The sequence below is a fragment of the Haemophilus parainfluenzae genome, assembly GCF_900638025.1.
Lineage (GTDB): Bacteria > Pseudomonadota > Gammaproteobacteria > Enterobacterales > Pasteurellaceae > Haemophilus_D > Haemophilus_D parainfluenzae_J.
In genome coordinates this window covers 882,952-897,654 of sequence record NZ_LR134481.1, presented here as the reverse complement: position 1 = coordinate 897,654, position 14,703 = coordinate 882,952, and the positions used below count along the sequence as shown (strand labels likewise).

Genomic DNA, 14,703 nt, shown 5'->3' with positions numbered 1-14,703 from the left:
ATTTTTGCTTATTTCAATGCAAGTTGTAACTTGCCCTGATGTTTTTCTAATAAAGCCTCTGCTTGCGCACGATCTAATCCACTCAGAATCATCATAATCGCTAATTTCGCATTTTGATCTGCCTGTTTTAATGTCTCTTCTGCGAGTGCTTTATCACAATCCGTGGCTTGCATGACAATACGAATGGCACGAGCTTTAAGTTTTTCATTACTTGCCTGAACATCCACCATTAAGTTTTGATAGCATTTACCCATTAGGATCATAGAAGCCGTAGTGAGCATATTCAGTACTAATTTTTGAGCGGTGCCCGATTTTAAACGACTTGAACCAGTCAGTACTTCTGGCCCCACTACCGTATCAATAGCAATATCCACAATATTCGCCATCGCTGAATTCGGATTACTTGCAATCGAAACCGTCACTGAACCTAAACTTTTCGCATATTCCAATGCACCAATCACATAAGGTGTTCGTCCACTTGCAGCAATACCCACCAACACATCTTTTGAGGAAAAGTGAATTGTTTGTAAGTCAATCACAGCTTGTGCTTTACTGTCTTCCGCACCTTCAATTGGATGACGCAATGCGCGCTCGCCGCCTGCAATAATACCTTTCACCATTTCAGGTGACACGCCAAATGTTGGTGGGCATTCAGAGGCATCTAATACCCCCAATCGACCACTGGTCCCTGCGCCAATATAGACTAATCGACCACCTTGTTGAAATGCAGCAACAATACATTCGACTGCTTGGGCAATTTGAGGTAAACATTTTTCAATTGCCAAAGGTACTTGTTTATCTTCCTGATTCATTAACTGCACAATTTCCAATGCAGACAAGCTATCCACATGCATGGAATTGGGATTCCGTTGTTCAGTAATTAAAGTTGAAAGGGTTTGTAATAAATTCTCTGCCATGGTTTATTCCTTTGGAAAAATCGCTCCTAAACTGACCGCACTTGTGGCGCCCGTCACACTCGGCAAATTCGCGGGTAAATTATGCATACGACGATAAGCCAACCAAGCAAAAGCTGCCGCTTCCACATAATCGATATCAAGTTCTAATTCCGTCGTCAGTTGAATACGCCAATTTGGTAATGCCTGTTTTAAACCATTCATGATCGCCTGATTTTTAGCACCTCCGCCACAAACAAGTAATCTGCATGGTAATGTCGTCTGAATATTATTAAGGGCTAAAACAATGCTTTGCACGGTAAATTCAGCCAAGGTGGCTTGCACATCTTGTGGTAAAAGTGCGGTCGTTTTGCCTGCTATTTTTTGAATTTTATTCTCTAGCCAAGCCAAATTAAATAATTCACGCCCCGTGCTTTTTGGTGGTGGCAGTTGAAAGAAATCTTCATCTAATAATGCCGCTAACAAATCTGGATTCACTTGACCTGAAACCGCCCATTCACCATTTTTGTCGTAAGCTTTACCTTGATGTTTTTCGATCCATTGGTCGAGCAAGGTATTACCCGTTCCCGTATCAAAGCCAATGACAGGCTGTTCGGGTATCAATAACGATACATTGCTAATACCGCCAATATTCAGCACCACCGTTGCCCAGTGAGGCTCAAAAAAGACCGCTTGATGAAAAGCCGGCACTAAAGGCGCCCCTTGTCCACCAAACGCCATATCTTTGCGTCGGAAATCACCAACGACCGTAATGCCTGTTTTAGCGGCTAATAAATTCATATCACCAATTTGCATGGTAAACGGAAATTGACCTTTTGGGGAATGCCACACTGTTTGACCATGGCAGCCAATGGCATCAATCTGTTCTGGCTTTAACTGGTGTTTACGTAAAAAATCATTGACGCAATCGGCATAAAGCAAGCCAAATTGATGATCGAGTTCACCCAATGCTTGTAACGACGTTTCACCCGATTGAATAAGTGCGGTCACTTTTTCGCGTAAATTTGTCGGCATCGGCGTAAAATCTGCCGCAATTAATTTGGTTTGATTCGATTGGATGTCAGTAAGGGCAATATCCACCCCGTCAAGGCTGGTGCCAGACATAATGCCAAGATAATAAGTCATAGTGTTCAATTCATGAGTTTTTCAGAATTATAGCGGATTTTAAAAAAATAAAAAAAGAGAGAACATTATATTTCTCTCTTTTCATCATGGATGATTCTTATAAGTCATCAATGACTAAATAGATTTTTGCTACTGGACCATGTACGCCAATCACTTTAATCAATTCAATATCTGCGGTTGAACTTGGACCTGAGATAATATTGATACAAGATGGCATACGCTCGCCTTGTTGTGCTTTATCGTGTAATACTTTCGCCACTTGTGCAACACGTGGTAGTACTTGGCTTTTACGTACAACAACAATTGATTTTTCAGGTAATAAACTCACTGAACGTCCACGATCTGCGTCAGAGAATAAGACGATTCCGCCAGTTTCCGCCAAACCATATTCTGCATAAACCACACCAAGATTAGCTTTTTCAGAAAAACTAATATTATCTTGTGCCGTTTCTGGTGACCATGTATAGCAAGTATATTTCGCTTCAAGCGCCGCAGGAATACCAAGTACGGTCAATCTTTCATCGGAATTAAGCACAACATTACCGCCGCCATATTTTTCACAGAGAGCAAGTAAGGTTTGTACTGCATCAGACTCTTTACACACATTTACGTCCACCATCATGGTTTTAGCTGAATTGGTAAATTCATTCGCTAAATCAACCGCGCTTAAATGGGTTAAACGCTCAGTTGGGTATGTATTGACTGGTGCGTCCATCGGTTCAGGTACGATAGCACGGGCTTTACCCATTTTCGCCGCTAATTTATTAAGAAAATTTTCGCGATTTTGTAAATCCATGCTTATTATCCTCTCTCTCTATTATTAAACCATTGACGGAAACTTTCACCATCTGCTTGTGGTAAATCTCGTGCTTTTGTCCATTCACCCAATGCGCCAAATGTGATTGGTGCTTTCCCATTTTTAATCAACTTACCCGCTAATTTTGCTCCAATATTCACACCAGCTTTCCATAGTGTTGGGTTAGCATTGGCTGTGGTGAAACCAAAAATAGATAAACGCTCCATCGCAGGAGTTTTACCTAACTCTACCATTTTCTCGCGGTGTTTTAAGATTAACTGTGCTAATGGAATACGCACCGGACAGACTGAGTTACACGCATTACATAATGAACAAGCATACGGCAATTCTTTAAACTCATCGTAGCCACCTAGTAATGGAGAAATCACTGCACCAATTGGACCCGGGTAAATAGAACCATAACCATGACCACCGATTTGACGATATGCCGGACAGGTATTCAAACAGGCGCCGCAACGGATGCAACGTAAAACTTCTTGGAATTCAGAAGCTAAAATATCTGAACGACCATTATCCACGATAACCAAATGGAATTCTTCAGGTCCATCAGTTTCACCTGCAACACGAGGACCCGTTAACCATGTGTTATAACCGGTTAATTTCGCCCCTACCGCACTACGAGCAAGCATCGTAATTAACACATCCACTTCTTGGAAAGTTGGCGCTAAACGCTCCATTCCCATCACGGCAATATGCGTTTTCGGCAATGTCGTCGCTAAACGTAAGTTACCTTCGTTTGTCACCAAACAAACTGAGCCGGTTTCCGCAACGGCAAAGTTACAACCACTGATACCGATATCCGCTTCTAAGAAATCTTGACGAATTTTTTTACGTACGAAACTCGTCATATCTTCTGGAGTTTCCTCACCTTCATAGCCGAGTCGCTCAGCTAAATCTTTGCGGATTTGGTGACGATCTTTATGAATTGCTGGCACAACGATATGGGACGGTTTATCACCTGAAATTTGTAATAGATATTCCCCTAAATCGGTTTCGATCACTTGCATGCCCTCTTTTTCAAGCACATCATTTAAACCGATTTCTTCTGTCACCATGGATTTGGATTTTACGATTTTCTTTGCATTTTTCTCTAATGCTACTTTGCGAATATAAGCACTCGCTTCTTCGGCTGTTTCAGCAAAATACACTTTACCGCCATTTTCAATCACTTTTTCGCTCAATTGATACAAATAGGCGTCTAAATTAGCTAAAACATGGTTACGAATCTGTTTAGATAAATCACGCCATTCTTCCCAATGACCTAATTCGTCCACCATTTTTTGACGGTTAGCACCAATAGTTTCTTGGGCTTTCACTACCGCTTTACGCATGATAGTGTTATGCACTTCATGATCGACACGCGCTTTAAAAGGAAGATGACTGGTTTTTAGTGACATATTATCTCTCCCCTTGCATTAATACTTCAGCAATGTGCATCACTTTGATATGGCTACCTTCACGTTGTAAACGACCACCAATATTTAATAAACAGCTGACATCTGCACCGATTAAATATTCCGGTTCAACCTCTTCGATATGCTCAACTTTTTCTTTCACCATTTCGCCAGAAATCTCTGCCATTTTCACAGAGAAAGTTCCCCCAAAACCACAGCAAGTTTGCTGATTATGAATAGGAAGCAATTCTAAACCTTTCACTCCTTTTAAAAGCGCAATGGGCTCATCAACAATACCTAATTTTCGAGATAAGCTACAAGAAGGGTGATAAACTGCTTTACCTGGCAGATATGCGCCGACATCCGTTACACCAAGTTTATTGACAATAAAATCGGTTAAATCACAGAAACGATCCACCACTTTTTTAGCGCGCTCTGCCCAATCTAATTCACCCACTTTGGTGAAATAGTCAGGATAGTTTTTAATCGCATAAACACAGGAACCTGCAGGGGCAACGATGGAATAATCATTCACTTCAAAGGTTTCGACTAAGTTTTTCATGCCAGGGATGGCTTGTTTGGTATAACCGCTGTTTAATGCAGGTTGCCCGCAACAGCCTTGTTTTTCAAGGAAGATAACATTACAACCGAGTTTCTCCAGTAGTAATACGGTGTTTTTCGCCACACCGCTCTTTACTACGTCAGCAATACAGGTAACGTAGAAATTTACGTTCATAAATAATTACTCCAACAGTAATAGAAAATAAAAAGTAAAATATTCGATAAAAGTTAAGCAACCGCCGATAAAGTACGGTTGCTTTTTGCCTCTATTTTAGAGCGCATAGAATAGCGGAATTAAGAAACTTGCGCAAAGGGCTGCAATGATACCGTAAACGACCATTGGTACAATCGTAGTCTTAATGATTGTTCCTTCTTTGTTTTGAATATTCAATACGGAAGAAACGGCTACGATATTATTAATACATACCATGTTACCCATCGCTCCACCGACTGATTGTAACGCAAGAATTAAGGTCACAGATAAACCGGTGGTTTCAGCGGTCGATAATTGTACGCTACCGAATGTTAAGTTAGATACCGTATTTGACCCCGAGAAGAATGCACCTACCGCACCTAAGAAGGATGAGAAGATTGTCCAGTCACTACCGGTCACTTCTGCAAAGGTACGACCGATGATTTTCACCATCGAATGCTCGCCACCTACTAACATCAAGTTTACCATCACTAAGGCTCCCATTAAGGCAATAAATGGATTTTTTACTTGGCTTAAGCTTGCACTAAAAATACCTTTTGCTCTGCTGAAGTTCACGCCGAAAAGTGGTAATGAAATTAATACGGTAATGACAAATGGGATTAACGCAGGCACATAAAGTAGTTTATAGCTTTCACTTACTTCTGAACCAAAGATATTTTTCAAACTAAAAATTAAACCTTTACTGACTTCAAATGTACCTAATGAACCTAACACGGTGGAGAACCACACATCTTTGTTATTCATTAAGCCTTTTAAGCCTAATTCAGGAATACGTGTAACGATTAAGAATAAAATTAATAAACCAGTAGGGAGTAATGCTTTAGCAACTTGGCCCGCACTAACCGCATTATTATCTAACTTGTTTTCAACTTTCGCTAAACCAATACCTTTATTCGCTACAAATACAGAAATAAAGAGACCAATTGCGCCACCCACTAATGATGGGAATTCATAGTTAAATTGAGCTATGATGGCGAAAGGAATGATACAAGAAAATACACTGATATAAATAAAAACAATATTTTGACGGATTTCTTTCCAGGTCACCATGATGCGTAATGCCATCAATGGAATCACTAATGCCGCAATGGAGTGAATAAACGCTGTCATCGAGCCAATTTCAAGAATCGATTTTGAATCTAATTTTAACGGACCAAAACCGAACCAAGTTGGTGTACCTACTGCTCCAAAAGAAACCGGAACTGAGTTCATCACCAAAGCTAACATGGCGACTTTTAATGGATTAAAACCTAATCCCATTAAAATTGGTGCGGCAATCGCAGCTGGCGTACCAAAGCCACTTGCGCCTTCAATCATAAAAGCAAATGCCCAGCCGATAATCATTAATTGTGCAACTGGGTTTGGGTTAATATTGCCTAACCATTTACGCATCGTATCGGTTGCACCAGATACTTCTGAAAATTTATTAAACAGAATCGCCCCAAAAATCACCGTAATTGGTGTTTGAACAGCCACAATAGCAGCAGTCACATTCGCACTAATCGTTACGATGTCGGTATTAAAATGAAGAAGGTGAACGCCCATCACTAAAGTTGCAATCCAAGGTAATGCAACATAAGAAGGTAATGCATTACGCTTTACCATTAAATAAATTAATAAAATGATGGGAAAAACACTAAGAATAAAAGATAGAGTCATACTTAATCCTCTTATATAACTAAAAATTGCGCGTATTCTATGGGTTTTTGAGGAAAAAGCCTATACCACTATTTAGTGGAATTTGTTAAAAATGTGACAAAGATCTCATAATTTTTTAACATTTTCACCTTTTATTATAACAATTTTTTAACCATTCAAAAAATCTGATAAAAATACAGGAATTGTGATAGAAAATAAATTTTCATGATAAAATCATATAACGAAAAAATCCTTGCAAAGGTTAACTTTACCAAGGATTTTTAAGTGTAAAACAGATTAAAAGGAACTATTTTTAGCTATTTATGGAATAAGGAAGAGATTCAATTTTTAGAACAGTTCCATCTTCAGGTAAACGGAAATGCATCCCTTCTTCTAAATCGTTATTCATCACCACTTGTAACCATAAAACGCCGTCAAAATTAACCGCACTTACGATCGTGCCCGTTTTACGCCAAGTTGTTTCTAACTGCATTTCTATTTCGCTGCCGATTTTCGGTGTAACCGTGGTTTCCCCCGAAAGCACATACATCGCACGTTTATTGGCGCCACGATATTTGGCTCGTGCGACAGTTTCTTGCCCGATATAGCACCCTTTAGTAAAAGAAATTGCTTGTTCAATCTCTTGTAGATTTAATGCCTGCGGGATAAATTCATTTTGCGTTTCCGCGCTCAAGCTTGGTAAGCCCGCTTGAATATCCGCACAAAGCCATTGTTTTTCATCGCCATTAAAGGTGACAGCTAACGTTGTAGGATTGAGCAAAATTGCACGATTTTCATCAATATCTAATTCAATCTGCGCATGAATTCGACCGCACTTTTCACCAATCAAGCCGACAATTTGCCAATCCAATACTTGGAAAGTGACTTTTGAAAACACCGCGTATTTTTTTAACTGATCGAGTGGAGCTAATAAAGCTTTCGGCATTAAAATCAAAAACTGCTCTGCTGAAAGCTTAATTAAGCGGAACAACGAGTGCATTTTGCCTTTAGGATCGCAATGTGCTGTAAGCGTTGAAGTACCAACTGCTAAATACACCACATCACAAGTTAATTGGCCTTGCAGATATTTCTCCGCATCCACGCCCGCCACTTCCACCAAATCATAGTGGTTTAATGAAATAAATGTTGCCATGATTTTTCCTATTCAAGGTTTTGAATTTGCTCACGCATTTGTTCGATTAATACTTTTAATTCCACAGCGGAAGCGGTGATATCGGCATTAATGGATTTAGATGCCAACGTGTTCGATTCACGATTAAGTTCTTGCATCATAAAATCCAGTTTACGGCCCACTGCCCCACCTTTTTTCAAGATATTATTGGTTTCTTTCACGTGCATTTGCAGACGATCTAATTCTTCCGCCACATCCACACGTTGCGCCAATAAAATCATTTCTTGTTCGACACGTTGTGGATCGAGTTGAATCTTCGCTTCTTCAAAACGTTGCAATAAACGATCACGCTGCCATTGTAAAACCGCCGGCATTTGTGACCGCACTTTTTCAGCTTCTACCGTAATGCCATCAAGACGTTGTTGAATAATGGCTTGCAATTTTTCGCCTTCACGTCCACGCATTGCAATAAATTCCACCAACAATTCATCAAAAGCTGTCAACAAATCTTGACTGATCGCATCTAAATCTTGCTCAGCCGCTTCTACCACGCCGGGATAACGCAACACATCCGTTAAATTGATTTCGCCCTCGCCAGCTTGCGACTTAATCCATTGTAAAGATTGGATAACTTGATTCGCTAATTCTTTATTTAAATTGAGCTCAGCCGCCGCTTGTTTTTTGCTATCAATACGCAATGAACATTCAATTTTACCGCGAGTGAGATTTTGACGAAGTTTCTCACGCAAAGCATTTTCCAAGCCACGGAATTGCTCTGGCAAGCGAAAAAAGTTTTCCAAATAACGTTGGTTAACCGAACGAATTTCCCAAACTGCATCGCCCCAATCTTTCTTAATTTCAAGGCGTGCAAAGGCTGTCATACTATAAATCATAAGCGCTCTCCTACTATTGTCTCTTGTCTTAATTGATTTGCCGGCTATTTTATCGGGAAAGTGCAGTCATTTCTACCGTACATTTTGTAGAAGAATTTTGTTTCTCCTACTTTACACACTGTAAAGATTAAAATACAATCATCGTAAATTTATTATTACAACCTAAGGGAGATAAAATGAACAAGACCGTGGGAAGTACCTTACTTGTTGCAGGAACCATGATTGGGGCGGGGATGTTGGCAATGCCTCTCACCTCTGCGGGGATTGGCTTAACGGCGACTGTTTTCTTATTGCTTGGATTGTGGGCGGTGCTTACTTTCACCGCACTTTTATTCGTGGAACTGTATCAAACTGCTGACAGCGATGCAGGGATCGGCACACTTGCTGCACAATATTTTGGTCAAGCAGGGCGAATTATTTCCACTGCGGTTTTAATTGTCTTTTTATATGCCTTGATTGCTGCTTATGTGAGTGGTGGCGGTTCCTTATTAATGGATTTACTCCCAGCCATGGGCGATAAAGACATCATGAACAAAATCGCGGTGCTTGTATTCACCATTTTCTTCGGTAGTTTTATTGTCATCGGCACCCACAGCGTGGATAAAATCAATCGCGTATTATTCTTTGTGATGATTATTGCTTTTATTTTAGTGCTTGCGTTAATGCTACCTAACATCAAATTTGATAACTTAATGGCGATGCCAATTGATAACGCTTTAATTATTTCTGCAAGCCCTGTATTTTTCACGGCATTTGGTTTCCACGGTTCCATTCCAAGTTTAAATAAATACTTAGACGGCAACGTAAAATCATTACGCATTGCGATTTTAGTGGGTTCTGGCATCACATTATTTGCTTACTTTTTATGGCAGCTTTCGACGCACGGCTTACTCAGCCAAAATGAGTTTTTACAAATTTTACGTGAAGACGCCACGTTAAATGGCTTGGTGAAAGCAACCTTAGAAATAACCCAAAGCCCAATTATTGCGAATGCGGTAAAAATCTTCTCCACTTTAGCATTGGTCACTTCATTCTTAGGGGTGGCATTAGGTTTATTAGAATGTATCGAAGACTTACTCAAACAATCTTTTGATATTCATGCAGGGCGTATTTCATTAGGTTTAATGACCTTTATTCCCCCAGTGCTTTTTTCCCTTTTCTATCCGGAAGGTTTTATTCTCGCGCTGGGTTATGCTGGTCAAATGTTCGCGTTCTACGCAGTGCTTTTACCGGTAACATTAGTTTGGAAAGCACGCTCAATTCATCCAAACTTGCCATACAGAGTATGGGGCGGTAAAGCATTGTTAGTATTTGTATTGGTGCTTGGGGTGATTATTACTTCAATTCCTTTTGCCATCCGAGCGGGTTATTTACCTTTTGTTGTCGGTTAAAATGAGCGAAAAAAAGACCGCACTTTTAAGGTGCTGTATCCAACCATTAAATATGAGAAACATAAAAACAAATAGGGATTGGGCGGGAATTTTCGGGAATAAGCGGGATGAATATAGATAAAACGGGGCTTGGCGGCGTGCCAGCCCCTTTTTTATTAGTTAAAAACAGAAATAATGAAATGAGAAAATTTTTCTAAATATTGGCAGTTTAACCGCTAAAAATGGGAAACATTAAACGCGGTTTAAATGGCTTTAAATTTAGGTTTAAATCTTTAAATTAAGTCGTGGCCGATGAAAACAACCTGGCCCAACACTTCAAAGTTTAAATTATCTTCAAACTTCAGCTCTATCGGGGCGTAGATTTCTTTGTTATCGCTAATCAAGCGAATGCCGCCAGGAATACCCTGGACGCGCTTAACCCAAAGCTGATCGCCAGAACGGATAACATATATCTGCCCATCACGCGGCGTGGTTACGGCACGGTTGATTAATAACATATCACCGTGGTGGATAGTTGGGGTCATGCTATCACCAGAGGTTAGAATAAATGCCAGCTTATTCTTTTGAAGGCCGCGTTGCTGCAACCAGCGCGCGCTTAGCCCCACAAAATCATCAGGTTCATACACGTCATCATTAAACGCACCAAAGCCCGCTGAGGCAAATGTCTTATAAAAAGGCACACTAACAAGCTCGGTGGGCTTATTTATCGCCTCTTTCACATAACGTCCTACTGTTTCAGCAATATCCGGGACAAGCGTTCGCGTTTCAGTGGGGTAAAAGCCCAACTCCCTTTGTACCGCTGGTGGAAGCGATGACACATGATATTCAAGCGCACCGCCCTGTACTCCGTCCTTCTCTCTCTTTTTCCAGTTTTGAGTTCTTGCTCTCTTGTTTATCCCTTGAGGGGAATTTGGTAATCCTTCCAAGTCTTTTAATTCATTTGCTGAAAACCATTCTTTAGAGTTTCCCATAAAGCCACCTTTCAGAAACCTTAGTTTCTAAACATTAAACATATCTAATTAATTGATTATTAAAGAACTTTAAAAGAACTTGCAAAATAATCACATTATTTTTCAGAAACCACTTGAGTTTCTGAAAACTTAGGCGTATAGTTTCCATAGTTTCTAAAGAATAACACCTAAGACTTAATCTAGCGAATAAGGATAGCACATTATGAAAAAGAGTAAAAAGGATATGCACCGAGCCTTCATCGTTGCAATGATAAAAGAGAAAGGAAAAACCCTATCTCAACTATCTATAGAAGCAGGTTTGCACCCTAGAACTTTAGGCAATGTATTAGATCGCAAATACCCAAAAGGCGAAAAAATTATTGCTGATTTTGTTGGAATGAAACCAGAAGAAATATGGCCGACTCGCTACGAGTAGGAGGATATATGGAAATGTGGTTTTCTGCTCAACAACTCACTGATTTAGAAACTATGCCTAGTTCCCCTCAGGGAATTAACAAAAGGGCAAGAGTGGAAAATTGGGAGAAGCGTCAAGTGCAAGGTATCCGTGGTGTAGGCTACGAATACGCCTTCACCTCTCTCCCACAAGAAACCCAAGCAGAGCTTTTATTAAAACAACGTGCGGTGGAAATTTCTGATGTTTCAGAAACTACCAAAGAATTGAATTACCTTCCTGAAGTGATCTGGAAACCCTTTGATAAAGCGACCGAAAAACAAAAGGAAGATGCGAAAGCAAAACTTATTCCATTGCACAAGTTAGATGACCTCGTGCGCCACAACGTGGCATTGATGATGGCGTTAGACATGGTTGCGCTTGAATTTGAGGTGGCGAAAGGCTCACTCAAACGTTGGTATTACAAAGTGCGGTCGTTTGAACGCTCTGATTGGTTGCCGTTGTTGTTGTTGGATAAACATAACAACAAAAAAGCCGGCAAAGAAGCAGAGTTCACACCTGAAGCGTGGGAAGCCTTCAAAGCAGACTATTTCCGCAACGAACGCCCACAATTCGGTAGTTGCTACGAACGCTTAAAACGTGCCGCCCGTGAAAACGGATGGTCGATTCCATCGGCAAGCGGCGTAAAACGCAAAATTGAACGTGAAATTCCTAAAACACATCAAGTGTTTTTGCGCGATGGCGAATACGCCCTAAGCCAATTTTATCCATCTATGCAACGTTCTGTTGAAGGGCTTGAAGCCATGGAATGGATCAACGGCGACGGTTATCAACATAACGTCTTTGTGCGTTGGCATAACGGTGACATTGTGCGCCCTAAAACATGGTTCTGGCAAGACATTCGCACCCGCAAAATCTTAGCCTATCGCACCGATTTGAGCGAAAACAGTGATGCCATCCGATTGAGTTTAATGGATTTGATTTGGAAATACGGCATTCCGAAAAAATGCACCATTGATAACACCCGAGCCGCGGCAAACAAATGGATGACTGGGGGCGTAAAAAACCGCTACCGCTTCAAGGTTAAAGAAGACGATGTGACAGGGATTATTCCACTTTTAGGCATTGAGCTGTTTTGGACTTCAGTGCAATTCGGCAAAGGCCACGGGCAAGCAAAACCTGTTGAGCGTGCATTCGGTGTAGGCGGTTTAGGTGAATTAATTGATAAACACCCTAAATTAGCCGGTTTCTTTGCAGGGGAAAACGTCAACAACCAACCGGACAACTATAACGGCGGCAAAGATGGCGTGGACTATGAGACCTTTATTTTAGCGTTAGAAGATGGCATCCGCACATTCAATGAGCGCGAAGAACGGGAAACCGAAATTTGCCAAGGTGTGTATAGCTTTTCGCAAGTTTTTGAGCGTGATTACGCTAAAGCACATATCCGCAAGGCAAGCATGGAGCAAATGCGTTTCTTAATGCTAATGAGCGAAGCTACAACCTTGAAGAAAGACGGCACGTTTGAACTGGATGTAGGCGGCAAAGTCAACGAACGCCGCAACCGTTATCAAGCAACGGATCTTATCGGCACAGCTCACCGCAAAGTAGTCGTGAAATTCGACCCGGCAGATTTACACAACAAAGTGTGGGTGTACAGCTTGGAAGGTGTGTTCTTAGCCGAGGCAGAATGTACCGCTAAGGTGGCATTCGGCGATAAAGCGGCAGGCCGTGAGCATGACAAAGCCCGTAAACAATTTGTAAAAGCTAACAAATTGGCGGCAAAAGCACAGCTTACGATGAACGCACAAGAAGCAGCGCGTTATCAGCCTCAATTCGAGGAAGAAGACGCACCGGAGCCGAAAATCATCGAGCTATTCCGACAAGAAGGTAACGCAGTGCGCAAACACGAAGCGGTATTAGATGACGATGAAGATACCAACTATTTTGAACAAGGCTGGCGTAAAGGATTAGCCATGCTGAAAGAAGAAAAAGGGCTTTAAGCCGCATTTAAGGAGCGTTAAACATGACTTTAATTGAACAAATCAAACAACTTTTAGACAACCAAGTCCACACGCAGCGCGAAATTGCCGCGCAAGCTGGGATTTCTGCCGGGGCGTTGAGTGCATATTTAAAAGGCACTTACACCGGGAACGTTGAAAACGTAGAAGTCGCATTAAAAAACTGGCTTTCAACCCGCGAGAAAAAAGAAAAAGTGTTTGTGGAAGCACCGCACTTTATCGAAATTCCGACCGCCAAAAAAGTTTTTTCAGCGTTAGATATGGCCAAGATTTTGCCAACCATGGTGACCGTTTACGGCGCGAGCGGTGTGGGTAAAACAAAAGCATGCCAAGACTAACCAAAACGTGTGGATGATTACCGCAAGCCCAGCGCGCGCAACATTAAGCAGTATTTTGTATGAGTTAGCCCTTGAGTTAAGCATTAACGATGCGCCACGCCGTAAAGACCGCCTATCACGCCTAATTACTAAAAAACTCAAAGGCACACAGGGCTTGGTCATCATTGATGAAAGCGACCACCTTCCTTATGACGCGTTAGAAGAGATCCGAATTATCCAAGAAGAAGCCGAAGTAGGCTTTGCACTAATTGGTAACGATAAAGTTTATACCCGCATACAAGGCGGCGTAAACCAGGCGCATGAATACGCGCGTTTATGGTCACGAATTGGTAACAACTGCGGCGTTAAAGCCAGCACAAAAGGCGATATTAAAGCCATCGCGCAAGCCTGGGGGCTTGATATAGCCGACAAGGATTTAATGACTGTCCTTTATGACATCGGCGGCAAGGCGGGCGGCTTACGCGCTTTAACGCAATATTTACGCCTAGCCGGCATGACAGCGAAAGGACAAGGCACTGTCATCACACTAGACCTAATTTTAACCGCCCAAGCACAAATGAAAGGAGCGAACTAATGACAAGCATTACAAAAAATAACACCTTGCGCGAGCAAACTAAACCACATCCAGTGTTTGGTGGATGCAACAAAATCGCCCTAGGTTACTTATCGCAAACCCAAAAGTGCGTGTTTGAGTTAAACAAAATGGGCTTGCATGTATTAAGCATTGAGTTTGACAAAATCAAACCGCGCGTGCGCATTGAGCCGAACGCATTAACGAAGAAATTAGAGAAAACAGGTCAGGCGCTTGCGTATATCCAAGGCAACGATGGCGTGCATTTTGCCGAATATCAAATGATGGTCGAAGGCATCAAGGTAATTTGGCGCAGTTATTTACATTAAGGA

13 protein-coding genes and 1 pseudogene are annotated in these 14,703 nt (G+C 41.4%); 5 read left to right on the top strand and 9 right to left on the bottom strand.

What is annotated here, in order from left to right; translation table 11 throughout:
- Window positions 1–8: 8 nt before the first annotated feature.
- The 8 genes from murQ to EL215_RS04545 form a co-directional block, all read right to left on the bottom strand.
- A complete protein-coding gene (gene murQ, locus EL215_RS04580; RefSeq protein WP_126470493.1) occupies window positions 9–917 on the bottom strand; it encodes an N-acetylmuramic acid 6-phosphate etherase in 909 nt (302 codons plus the stop codon).
- Window positions 918–920: 3 nt separating this feature from the next.
- Window positions 921–2,039, bottom strand: a complete 1,119-nt coding sequence (locus EL215_RS04575) for an anhydro-N-acetylmuramic acid kinase (protein WP_126470491.1) — start codon at window positions 2,037–2,039, stop codon at window positions 921–923.
- Between the two features lie 97 nt (window positions 2,040–2,136).
- Window positions 2,137–2,835, bottom strand: a complete 699-nt coding sequence (locus EL215_RS04570) for a LutC/YkgG family protein (RefSeq protein WP_126470489.1) — start codon at window positions 2,833–2,835, stop codon at window positions 2,137–2,139.
- Between the two features lie 5 nt (window positions 2,836–2,840).
- Entirely contained in the window at window positions 2,841–4,253 is a 1,413-nt protein-coding gene (locus EL215_RS04565; RefSeq protein ID WP_126470487.1) for a LutB/LldF family L-lactate oxidation iron-sulfur protein, read from the bottom strand.
- Window position 4,254: 1 nt separating this feature from the next.
- Window positions 4,255–4,986 carry a (Fe-S)-binding protein gene (locus EL215_RS04560; RefSeq protein ID WP_126470484.1) on the bottom strand — a complete coding sequence of 244 codons (732 nt, stop codon included), beginning with the start codon at window positions 4,984–4,986 and terminating at the stop codon, window positions 4,255–4,257.
- Between the two features lie 96 nt (window positions 4,987–5,082).
- On the bottom strand, window positions 5,083–6,684 hold the full coding sequence (locus tag EL215_RS04555; protein WP_126470482.1) for a lactate permease LctP family transporter: 1,602 nt from the start codon (window positions 6,682–6,684) through the stop codon (window positions 5,083–5,085).
- 292 nt (window positions 6,685–6,976) lie between these two features.
- The gene (locus tag EL215_RS04550) at window positions 6,977–7,816 is read right to left on the bottom strand and encodes a CAF17-like 4Fe-4S cluster assembly/insertion protein YgfZ (protein ID WP_126470480.1); all 840 of its coding nucleotides are present in this window, start codon (window positions 7,814–7,816) and stop codon (window positions 6,977–6,979) included.
- Between the two features lie 8 nt (window positions 7,817–7,824).
- The gene (locus tag EL215_RS04545) at window positions 7,825–8,688 is read right to left on the bottom strand and encodes a YicC/YloC family endoribonuclease (RefSeq protein WP_126470478.1); all 864 of its coding nucleotides are present in this window, start codon (window positions 8,686–8,688) and stop codon (window positions 7,825–7,827) included.
- A 176-nt stretch (window positions 8,689–8,864) separates the two neighbouring features.
- Here EL215_RS04545 and EL215_RS04540 point away from each other — a divergent pair, with 176 nt between their 5' ends.
- Window positions 8,865–10,079 carry an aromatic amino acid transporter gene (locus EL215_RS04540; protein ID WP_126470476.1) on the top strand — a complete coding sequence of 405 codons (1,215 nt, stop codon included), beginning with the start codon at window positions 8,865–8,867 and terminating at the stop codon, window positions 10,077–10,079.
- Window positions 10,080–10,351: 272 nt separating this feature from the next.
- On the opposite strand, the gene EL215_RS04535 is transcribed toward EL215_RS04540, so the two are convergent.
- A complete protein-coding gene (locus EL215_RS04535; RefSeq protein WP_126470474.1) occupies window positions 10,352–11,050 on the bottom strand; it encodes a helix-turn-helix domain-containing protein in 699 nt (232 codons plus the stop codon).
- A 202-nt stretch (window positions 11,051–11,252) separates the two neighbouring features.
- On the opposite strand from EL215_RS04535, the gene EL215_RS04530 reads away from it, so the two are divergent.
- From EL215_RS04530 to EL215_RS04515, 4 genes and pseudogenes are all read left to right on the top strand, one after another.
- Window positions 11,253–11,465: a helix-turn-helix domain-containing protein gene (locus EL215_RS04530; protein WP_048750443.1), complete on the top strand. Its 213-nt coding sequence runs from the start codon at window positions 11,253–11,255 to the stop codon at window positions 11,463–11,465.
- 8 nt (window positions 11,466–11,473) lie between these two features.
- Window positions 11,474–13,444 carry a transposase domain-containing protein gene (locus tag EL215_RS04525; protein WP_126470472.1) on the top strand — a complete coding sequence of 657 codons (1,971 nt, stop codon included), beginning with the start codon at window positions 11,474–11,476 and terminating at the stop codon, window positions 13,442–13,444.
- Window positions 13,445–13,467: 23 nt separating this feature from the next.
- Window positions 13,468–14,374, top strand: a pseudogene (locus EL215_RS04520) (AAA family ATPase).
- The gene (locus EL215_RS04515; RefSeq protein WP_126470470.1) at window positions 14,374–14,700 is read left to right on the top strand and encodes an HI_1482 family protein; all 327 of its coding nucleotides are present in this window, start codon (window positions 14,374–14,376) and stop codon (window positions 14,698–14,700) included. Before EL215_RS04520 ends, EL215_RS04515 begins: the two are co-directional and overlap by 1 nt.
- Window positions 14,701–14,703 lie beyond the last annotated feature (3 nt).